This is a genomic window from Actinomyces minihominis, from assembly GCF_900187855.1.
In the GTDB taxonomy this organism is placed as follows: Bacteria; Actinomycetota; Actinomycetes; order Actinomycetales; family Actinomycetaceae; genus Scrofimicrobium; species Scrofimicrobium minihominis.
Genome location: NZ_FYEG01000004.1, coordinates 148,659 through 158,720 on the forward strand (window position 1 = coordinate 148,659; position 10,062 = coordinate 158,720).

The following is a 10,062-nucleotide window of genomic DNA, read 5'->3' on the forward strand; positions in this document are numbered from 1 at the left end:
CAGCGTCCGAGACTCTCACAACTCTTCTAGTAGTCCCCTGGCTCCACCGACCGCGACCGCATCGCTCCTCTTGGAAACACCCAGTTTTTTGTAAATGGACTTGACGTGGGTCCGCACGGTGTTCTCAGAGATGTAGAGGGTCTCCGCTATTTCCTTGAGCGTTTCCACCGAGTCCAGGTGGAAGAGGATCTGCCTCTCTCGCTTCGTCAGGGTCACAATGGTGATTGGCTGGTCCGGACGCATCTGGACCTCATCAAACAGCATCTTGATCTCACTTACTCCGACGCGCTCTCCCGCCTCAATGATGGCGGTGGCATCTGAATCGGAGAGGAGGGCGAGCGGGGTGCGTAGTCCGTACTCAACCAGCATGGAGACCAGCTTTTCGATGACAAACTTTAGGTCCTGATCAGCATCGAACTGCGTGAGAATCGCAGCCTGGAGCGCAACCGCTTCAGTTCCGATTCGAACTGTGAGGTCGTTGCGCTGCAGGGCTTTTGAGAGCATCTGCAAGGCCGGGGCAGGTCGTCCCAAAAGACAGAGCCCCCGGCTGTACACCAGCAGTTGGGCTGCGGGCGCCGTACGCAGATCAACCTGGTTGCGGAACTCTGCAAGATCCACAACCTCTCCCGTTGCGGCTTTGAGGAGCTGCTCGGCGTAGTCGTAGGTGGCCGCGGCATAGCTGGTTAACCCCTCAGACGCACGCCGACTTCTGCTGGCCTGCAACCGAACCAAACCCTCAGAAGCATTTTCGGACAACAGGTCTATCATCGCCTGCAGATGAGAAACTATGCCTGCATACTGATCGGCCTCCGGGATGATAACCAGGTTGTTCAAGGCCATTTCAGCGGCCTCCAGGTCGAAGCGCTCAAGGGCTCTCCCGACCCGGAAAACCTCCATCATCACATCGGTGCTGCCCGTAAGAAGGCTGCCCTTTTCAGCAAAGCCCGCCCCAAGTTCGAAGAGGCGTGCCGCCCGCTCAGCCGCAAACATGTCCCCCGCCAGTGCCGCAGCGGCCGCAAGGTGCGCATTGGCAAACACCCGCATTGACTCTGATGTACCCCACTCTGCCACCTGCATCAGTGGTTCAAGGGCCTCCTGGAAAGCACCCGCCGTCAGCAATGTGGCAGCATTGGTTACCGCCGTAAACTCAGCCAAAGGAAGAGAGTTAGCCGGATCCTTCTGCATCTCAATCGAGAGTAGCTCCTGCGACTTTCTTGCGGACTCATAAGCCTGGACGATTCGTCCACACTTACGTAAAGCCAACCCCTCGGTTGCATACAGCATTGCATCCCGCAACGGATCGGTCCGGTCTCTTTGGCTTCGGGCGGTCGACGCACTGCGGCTGAGGAGGTTCAGGGAAGCCGCCCGCCCCTCCCCGGAACTTCCGTAAGAGGCGGCAACCAGGCATCCCAGTTCGGGCTGGTACTCGGCAATGCTTTCAGGCACCCACCTCAGAATCCTTCGCAGATCCTCAAGTTTCATGCCGAGGATGGGGCCTGGGTTGGAGGCAACGATATGGGTGGCGTTGTGGAAAAGCTTGTTCTTCAGAGCGGTGACCAGAGCTGTCGAAACATCTCCGGTTTCAAGCTGGTACCTGACCGCACGCTCAGCACAGTCACTGATCACTCGGGCCGGCAGCGCTTCCACCCGAAGCCTTCGAAGCATCTCAAGCAGGTTCGGTGCATAGCTGAACACACCCGGCAAAACAGTATCCCAGGCCCCCACCCCCATCTCTTCGGCCTTTTTCAGCCAACCACCAACATTCTTCTGGCCCAAGATGGTTTCGGCTAACTCTTCGGTGAAGGTGTCGACCACGCTGGTCCGAAAGAGGAAGGTCGCAAAACCAGGATCGCTCAGGGCGGGCTCTAGGGTCGAGCCGACAGCCGCGTACATGACGGTGTCCAAATCAACGCCATCCAGCTCACGCCCATTTTCTGCTGCAAGGACTAGGTTCTGCACGGCAGCCTTCGTCATGGCGACATTGCCGTGACCCGCGTTAGCGACCCTACGGATGGTTGCATTGGAAACCGAAGGGACGTAGTGGCGCAGGTACTGCTCCACTTCCTGCGGTGTAAAATCCAGCGCCTCAGGTCCGATGATCACCGTATCGAAGGTCTGCTTGGTTGCGGTGTCCTCAAGTTGACCGCGGGTCTGCGAGGCCGCGATTACAAAGAAGTTCTGGAACGTGCGAAGAAGCAGAAGGATGAACTCAGCATCCCTTCTGGTGAGGAAAGAAGAGTTGTCAAGGACAAGGTAAACGTTCTCTTTAGTGTTGGCTAGGTAGCGGAACACGCCCTCCATGGCCGGCGCAAAAAGTCCCTCACCACCCACTTCATCCGCTGCTTCACCAGCAGACGAAGCGCTGAGATCCACTCCCAGCTCGGTTGCGCAATGTTCCCAAAGTTTTATCGTCGGAACCGCTTCAATGACTTCACCGGAAGCGAGGATGCAGCGATTCAGCGGGTTGGCACTGAGGGCATTCACAACCTCAACCAGCAGTCCTGTCTTCCCTGACCCGGCCGGCGCGCGCACCACAACAAGGGGGGCCCCACTGAGTACCAGCTCAACCAGCCGACCCCGCTCCCAATGAACAGAGGACAGTCTCGGCACCACCAGGTCTGAGCTACTCACAGACAACAACCTCAAATCTCGCTCTACCACTAGCAATAACGGTCAATTAACCATTTCTAGCTCGCGGCAAGACCACGCACTACTACCTTCATTACAGCGTAATACGGGCTGTGCAGATTTTCTCTTCGTTAACCACCCGATTCTGCAGCGCAAGCCCACACCCGAACTAACCCTGTCTCTCCCCAGTTTTCTCACCACCTTAATCATTGCAATCACGGGCAAATGTCCACCCACATCCGCGACGACCCCGGGTCATAATCACCAGGTTATCGCTAGTTTCACCTTTGAAACGATGTCCCTGGTCCGTCCAACTCTACACCCAACAAAACCCTGTTTGCCCAGCTCAGACGGTGTCTGAGGCAAACTCGCCCCACCGGTCCCAAACCGGATCGTCCCCCTCTGCAGAACTGCCTTCAAAGTTTGAACCATGGCCCGCACTGGGGCCTTAGGTCTCACAAAAGGCCTTCAGTTCAGCCAGCCTGCTCACTCCGGAAGGCACTACGGAGCTGACGGTGCGCTCGATCCCGCGTCCGCTGGAGCCTTCTTTGCCCGGCGTGGCGGGTATCCTGCACGCCAGACGTAAGCCCCCATCACCGCGATTCCGGCGCTTCCGGCGACGGACCACCAGGGGAACCCGGGAATGTCCGGTTCCGCTAGGGCTTCCTCAACATCCTCCAAGGGGGTGGGGGTGATGCGCTCTCCGGTGACCAGGTAGCGGTGGGTGTTGATCCCGAGCGGGGTGCAGGTCACCAGTGTCATCAGGTCTTTTCCGGCCTGCAGGCGGATCGCTTCGGACTCATCCGGGAGCACCACCCTGGTCTCTAGAACACGGTAGGTAAGGACATCTCCGAAGACTTCGACTGTGAAAGTCTCCCCGACCTCGACCTCATTCAGGTTGTTGAATAGAGTGGCCTTTGCCAGGCCCGTATGGGCCGTCAGGACCGCATGGGTATCGCTCCCACCAACTGGGAGGGACGTGCCCTGCAGGTGGCCGACCCCTCGCTCCAGCGTCTCATCTGCGGTGCCGTGGTAGACGGGAAGGTCAACATTGATTGAGGGGATCTTGAGCCGAGCCATGGTGTCGTGAACACCGGGGAGCAGGTCCCAGTAGCCAGCCCCATCGACCTCAATCATCTGGGCCCGTTCAAGATCAGTGGTGGGTTTGCGGGAGGCAGATCCGACGATCACCTCGCCAGACCCCAGCATTTCGTTGTACTGGTGGGCCCGACTTAGTTCGAAGTCGTTCCCCGGATGAACCTCGTCATTAATTTTTGCTGCATAAGCCACGATAGCCTGGGACTGGTGGTACTGCGACCACCACGAAGCCGTGGAGGGATAGAGAAGGATGCCCAGTCCCACCAAACCGATAAGTGCGACCAGAAAGGCGAGGGCGTTCGGCCGCCAACCACGTTTGACCTGGGGGGTGCCGGAGCTCAAGGTGGGACCTTTCAAGATTGGAGCGGCGGAAAGGTAGTCCTTCCCGCCGCTACTTCACAGCTAGCCTGTGACTATGCCTTTGTCCTGCGGCGCTGCACCAGGTACAGGCCTCCGGACAGCAGCACCAGTGCGGTGCCACCAATAATCATCAGGAGGGTGCCACTGGCACCCGTGTTCGGAAGATCAGGACCATCCTGCTGTGCGTTGACAACAGTGAACGTAAACTCTCCCTCGGCGATAGTGCCCGGTGTGATCGTCACGGGGTTTGCGATGGTCCCTGCCACGTAACCAACGGGGGCCTTAGTTTCGTAGACGCAGTAATCCTTGCTGGGGTTTTTCGGCGCCATATCGTCTTCAACGTTGCTCCAGTTACCGATCCACAGGTCGAGGGGAGCTGAGGCTGGATTGGTGCCGTCCCAGAGGACAACCCCGTCAGGACCCGAGGTGCCGGTGGCGATCTCACCGCTGGCCGGTGCTTCTGCCGCGCAGCCTTCGGTGCCCTTTTCAAAGACCTTGAACTCGGCGCCTTCAAGCACTCGAGCAGTGGCGCTGTCATCCGTCTTCAGGATAGAGAGCTGGCCCCAGTAGGACTCGGGGGTGTTCTCACCGCCAGTGACCTTGGAGTTGAAGGAGGAACCGTAGCCGTTACCCGGCGTGCCGGGCGCATTCTCAACCAGGCCTTCGCCGGGAACACTCACTACCTCGGTGGTGAAGGTTACTTCAATGGTGGCGTCTGATGTCGAGCGTGCCGCGTTGACAGCAGCCAGCGCATCTCCCGTGAAGGACCAGACCACCTGGCCCGCGGCATCCGCGGCGGGGCGAGTCAGACCGTCACCGGTGTACTCCACCCCACCGATCTTCACGATGGTTGTGTCCGTGAACTTCAGTTCAGTTGCAAGCTGGTCGTACACCGATGCCTCAGTCAGAGGGTCGAGGGTGTTGGGAATCGGAACCGTGATGGTCCAGGTCAGGTTTGAGCCCACCAGAATGCTGTCGGGACGCTTTTCAATCACCTTCCCAGGTGCGTCGGACTTCTGGTTCTTGGGGTAGACGTGAACATCGTAGGTCCAGACGTGGTTTGCACCCGTTTCGCCCGAGTAGCTGGGGTAGGGAACCGTCACAAAGAATGGTTCGACCGGCTGGACGACCGTAACACCCTGATCGGGCACACCCGGAATCACTGCATTCGATGAGTCAGTTTCGGTGATGTAGTAAAAGCCCAGACCGAAGTTAGGCGTGTTGACAGAGTCAAACTTCAGCTCGCCTTTCTCATCCGTCTCACCCTCAAACTCTGTTTCCGTGAAGCAGTACGAACCCTTTGCCGAACCCCAGTCAGCGGGATCGGTGTCGTAGGCTGCAACGATCAGGTTCCAGTCCTCAGCCTGAGTCACCTCAAGCGCCGCGCACTGCAGGCCCTGGTCCAGAACACCGACCTCTTGAACCTTGAACTTGATGCCCTTTGCAACATCCAGATCCAGCACGTCTCCGAGCTCCACACCGTTGTTATCCAAGTCTGTGGGGAGGCCGATGTGCTTGTGAATAGTTAGCGAGCTGTCAGCATTCGGGTCAATGTTCCCTAAATCAGCCGCGATTGCGGACGTTGCCAGACCGGCTACTCCGACCAGACCGAGGGCGACCGCCCCCATGCTGGCCAGAGCTTTACGCCCCGCTGTTCCCTTAGTGTCTTTCAATTTCTTCCTGTTTCCTTCCGTTTAGGCGCCTTGGAGACACCAAGTTTGTGATTGACTTCTGAAGTTTTTCGCCACTTCAACTGAGGCAGATTTACGCCGCTCGCCTCCTCAGATGGGTTGCGCCGACTACCGCCGCCAGTCCAACGACCGCAAGTCCCCCGATGAGGAACCAGGTTGCTGCGGTACCACCCGCATCGGGTAGGCGGGGCGGAATGGGAGCCATGTTGACGAACCGGTAGGTTCCCCTCTCACCCTGCTCAACTGAAACGGAAGCTGGATCTGCCTCCACCCAGCAGCTGGGAGTGTTGAAAGCCCTCGAGCTCATCACTTCGGGACAGGTCTCCAGGTCTGCCCCACCGATCCCACCGGGCAGGTACTGCTGGAATGCCCGCTGCAGGTAGGGGTAGGAGCTCTGTTCGGAGATGGCGTAGCGGTGATTGGGGAGGACGGGAAGCGAGTTCTGAGTCGTGGCATTCTCGTTGCCGGAAGCATCAACCAGGCTCGGTAGCTCCACGCCCGCAACACCCGGGGTCGCGCTCAACTCAAAGTCGCTGACAAGAGGACCCCAGTGGCCGTCAAGCTGCTTGAGAACCGTGAGTTCAGCAGTTTGGTTGGTGACCGTACACCTGACCGCCGCGTCTTGCTGCTCCTGCGCTCCGGAGCCAAGGACACTCACGACGCCCTCGTCCCCCAGACCGACGGCGTCCTCGAACGTGTTCTGTCCGATCTTGCGGTGTTCACACGACCAGTTCCCCAGCTGCGTGTAAGCATTGGCATTCACCGGGTCCACGCCGTTGGGGTCGACCTTTTCGGTGAGGGCGTAGTCCCCCGGCTGAACCTGACGGGGCTGGGAGCACGCCACGACAGCGTCACCACCCTCAAGCGCAACATCCGTGAAACCAGCGTCCGCCTCCCCGTCAAGGTTTGCTGAGAGAAGCCAGTCTGTGGGTTGTGCCCCCGGGACCACTCCGCCCTCAACCTGCTCAACCCGCTTACACAGCTGGAGTGTCGGGACCGACCCATTGAGATAGTTGCAGGTCAGGGTCTCTCCCGGCCCCACTCCTGCGACGGTCAAACCACCCGTGGCTTCACTACCGGTGAGGTCGTAGGTGGCAGTTGTGCCGTCCGCCTTCTGGTGGGTGCAGCTCCCCTCGACGAATGAGAAGCCCTCCCGGTCTTCCTCCAGGACGGTCACGTTGGCCGTGGGTCGCTCCTCGCCCTCACCAGGACGTTCAAACCTGATCGTCCACTCAGCATTACCGTCCCCGTCGGTCGGTTGCGTGGCAGCGGCTGGGGCAACACTGTTGATCTTGCCCGTGGCGGCTCTGGCCGAGGCGGTCATTCCCCACCCTTCGGCGGGGACACTCGGACCCACACCACCGTCCTCCGGAAGCAGATCCTTGTGGAGGACGACCCTGGCTGGTGCGAAGGGGGTGTTCGTGAAGACGCAGACCACATTGGCCCCCGGCACAATCTCGTCGGGCGTCCCCGCCCCACCAATGTTGAGGGCGAACTCAAGAGACTCCCCCTCCCCACTGAGGAACGGCTCTCCCGGCGTTCCATCGCGGTTGAGGACGTGACACTCGTGTCGGGTCGCATAGTCCGCCCTCGTATCTGCGTTTGTGAAGGTTTCGGAAGCACGCAGAGTGCCGTCCAACTGAAGGACGTAGGGGCCGACTTGCCGCGCCTGTAGGCCGGGCGCAACCCCCTCGGTTGTCACTCCTTCAAAGGGGAGGGCGGCAGAGCCGGCGATCCTCTCCGCTGAGAGAGCGAACTGGTCTGCACTTCCTCCGGTTCGGACCCCATCAACAACCTTCTGGATTGTGATCGTGGCCGGCGTTGAGCAGCTAGCCAGGTCGACAAGGTTGCCGTAGTCACCGAGCGATGTGCGGTTCGCGAAGTTCAGCGTCGTCGGGTCGGCGAGGGCGTTCCATGCTCCACTGCCACTCTGCTGGATGATCGCACTACCTGAGCCGGTGAAGGTAACCCCGTTGATTGGCTGCCGCATCCCTGAGGGAAGCTTTCCGGCGTTGATAGAGCCACTGACCGTGGGGACCTCGGTCAGGTTGTGAACACCCGGAAGATGCTGGAAGTCTTTCTGGGCAACCACACCTGAAGCGGTCAGCCCACCATTGGAATCAGAAATGATGAACTGGATGTTGTTCTGCGCATCAAATGCAAAGTCTCCATTCATCGCATTGGCGCTTGAGGTGAAGTCTTTCGGACGGGGTACATCAACGTGCGATACTTCGCCGGTTCGGCTTCCAACCCCAGGCGAGTACCTGTAGACGTGCATCCGCATCGGTCGGTTAGAGTCTGAACCCGGGCTCATTGAAAAGTAAGCGAAGTAAAACTCTTCACGCCCCTGGTAGATCGTCGAGTCCCCGGCCACCACATATCCCGCTGTTGGGGATAGAAGGTTCATGGTGAAGACCGAGTACGGGGACGTGTCTTGCGCGGGATCGAAACGGTAGACCGTTACCAACTTCGAGTTGCTGTTCTGCCCCGTGAAGTAAAAGACTCCCGTTGGGGTGACGCCCAGCGCGTTGGCAGTCTGCCCCTGCAGTACGTTCGAGGTCGAGTTGGTGACCTTGTTCAATGTGCTGTTGAGCGAAGTCCCCGCAGCATTGTGTGACCCACGGTAAATGGTGGTCAGGGTTGAGTCCGAAGCACTGCGCTGCAGTGTGTAGTAGCTGTTCGCGTAGGAGGGGTTGAGACAGACATTGTCTGTCAGCCCGACCCGGACCTGCAGTGCGCCAAAGTCCCAGGGCCCATTCGAAGGCCATCCCGTAGGGCTGTTGCTGCTACCACCCGGAATCTCAACCCAGTCCGTAGTGCTGGAGGCCCACTCATACCCCGGCATGGAACCGACGGGAAGAATGCGGTACCTCGACGCACTACTCACCGAATGGTTGGTCTGTGAAGTCCCGCTGACTGCGGTCAAAGTCTTAACGGCGAAGTAACCGGGCCGAGGATCCTGATCCATGGAGTACATCGCGTTCATCTGCGCCGCACACGGATCCTCAACACAGTCAGTGACGTTGTAGGTCGTTCCCCAGTTGCCACTCCCAGCGCGCGGTCCCTGAACAGAGACTGTGCTGCCACCCATGTGAACGCCGGATGTATCCGTGACTTCCCAGACTAGATAGTTACGCCCTACCGGAAGGGCCAGTGGGATGCCGTTACCCTCGACGACCGCATCCTCCCCAACCACTCCTGACTGGATGTCAAGCACAGCGGGTGCGCTGCCCTCATCCTGAGGTTCAACCACCGGGTTGGTTCCAGTCGGGTCGACGCCACTCTGTGGTGCAGGGATTGTCGCACCCGCCACCGTCGAAAGACCGACTAGGGAAAGGGTCAGGAGCGTCGTAGCAGTTACGGTCGAAAAACGTCTAAGTCCAGTGCGCTGCAAGTTGGTCTCACTTAGGGTTCCCACAAAATGACGTTCATTTCGGGCCACCGACACCAGGCCTCTTGGAAATTAGCTCCGAGAAGTGCCCTCTACTCTCAACCTGAAACCGCTACCAAGAAGGGGACTTCTTGACGGTCAGCATCTAGGCATGCGTCAGCTTCAAACGGGAGCTTAGGTACACGTTGGGTGCCGTAGGGAAAACCGGTGTTATTTGATGACGCATTATTTTTCCCTATGCAATAGCCCATAGTTTTGGAGGTTTCATAACTGGCACCCAGGTACGCCAACCTGCTCGGAGAGTGGGCGCCGCACCCCTAAACCACTCTCACCTGCAGTGTTTTCCCGTCATAACGTTCTCATTACAAAAGCTGCCAACGAGCAGTCCCCCAAACCCCCTGCATGGGCTCAAAGCCCCAAGCACCCCTATGCACTCGCTCACATTTCCTGGCGAATCGAAGCTTCATCTCAGATTGCAAAGACGTGATATAGCGCAGTAGCAACCAAAGAGCAGGAATCGAAAGCAGTTTCGGGTATGCAAAAAGGCGGGACTCCCCCGATGGAGAATCCCGCCCTCTTTGAGCCTTGGGGCTCTAAGTAGAAGCTTGCGGCACTAGGCCGCGGAACTTGCTAACTAGGCAATGATCTCGGTGACCTTACCTGAACCAACGGTGCGGCCACCCTCACGGATAGCGAAACCGAGGCCGACCTCCATTGCGATGGGCTGGATCAGCTCAACGTCAATTTCGGTGGTGTCGCCAGGCATGACCATGTCGCGGCCCTCAGGCAGCTGGATGATGCCGGTGACGTCCGTGGTACGGAAGTAGAACTGCGGACGGTAGTTCGAGAAGAACGGCTTCTCACGGCCACCCTCAGCCTTGGTCAGGATGTAGA

The 10,062-nt window shown here is 58.8% G+C and carries 5 protein-coding genes; all 5 read right to left on the reverse strand.

The window, feature by feature from the left end; all coding sequences use genetic code 11:
- Positions 1 to 15: 15 nt before the first annotated feature.
- Positions 16 to 2,631 carry a helix-turn-helix transcriptional regulator gene (locus tag CS903_RS09600; protein WP_099332655.1) on the reverse strand — a complete coding sequence of 872 codons (2,616 nt, stop codon included), beginning with the start codon at positions 2,629 to 2,631 and terminating at the stop codon, positions 16 to 18.
- 498 nt (positions 2,632 to 3,129) lie between these two features.
- Positions 3,130 to 4,068: a class C sortase gene (locus CS903_RS06075; RefSeq protein WP_099332656.1), complete on the reverse strand. Its 939-nt coding sequence runs from the start codon at positions 4,066 to 4,068 to the stop codon at positions 3,130 to 3,132.
- Positions 4,069 to 4,139: 71 nt separating this feature from the next.
- The gene (locus CS903_RS06080) at positions 4,140 to 5,759 is read right to left on the reverse strand and encodes a SpaH/EbpB family LPXTG-anchored major pilin (protein ID WP_099332657.1); all 1,620 of its coding nucleotides are present in this window, start codon (positions 5,757 to 5,759) and stop codon (positions 4,140 to 4,142) included.
- Between the two features lie 91 nt (positions 5,760 to 5,850).
- Positions 5,851 to 9,195 carry a hypothetical protein gene (locus CS903_RS06085; RefSeq protein WP_099332658.1) on the reverse strand — a complete coding sequence of 1,115 codons (3,345 nt, stop codon included), beginning with the start codon at positions 9,193 to 9,195 and terminating at the stop codon, positions 5,851 to 5,853.
- A 607-nt stretch (positions 9,196 to 9,802) separates the two neighbouring features.
- Positions 9,803 to 10,062 (reverse strand): EF-Tu C-terminal domain-related protein (locus CS903_RS06090; protein ID WP_503089910.1); only part of this gene is annotated, 260 nt, incomplete at its 5' end.